The sequence below is a fragment of the Streptomyces sp. WM6386 genome (assembly GCF_000972385.1).
Taxonomy (GTDB): Bacteria; Actinomycetota; Actinomycetes; order Streptomycetales; family Streptomycetaceae; genus Streptomyces.
Window position 1 is genome coordinate 1 of the sequence record NZ_JXTE01000511.1, and the last position, 436, is coordinate 436.

At 74.3% G+C, this 436-nt stretch carries 1 pseudogene; it reads left to right on the forward strand.

Annotated features, from left to right (window positions below):
- Positions 1–436, forward strand: a pseudogene (locus tag TN53_RS42475) (hypothetical protein); the annotation flags it as partial.

The window sequence follows — 436 nt, forward strand, 5'->3', positions numbered from 1 at the left end:
ACCCCCCTGCTGTCCGAAGTCCCCCTGTCGGCCCACGCCCATCAGCAGTTCGGGAACGGGCTCCAGCTCCCGGTGCTCATGGAGCCGGGCACATTCGCCGTGGATCCGGAGCCCTGGGGACCACCCTGGCGGACGTGGGAGGAGATCGATCCGGACGAGGCGGCGGCCCGGGGCATCTACGCGCCCGTCCCCGTCCTGTCCGACGCCGCGCCGGGCGCGATCGTCATCGCCCCCGGAGACACCCGCGGCACCGTGCTGGCCCCGGAGAAACGCGGCGGCGGTTACTGCTGCGGCCTCGACGGAGCCGACGGCCCCAACATGGCCTGCGAGGCGTGCGGCCTGCTCGTGGCGACCCGGATCGACGACTGCTCGCTGTGGCAGGCGGTGTGGCTCGCCCCGGACGCCGTGCGGCGCCTCCCCGTCGACGACGCCACAC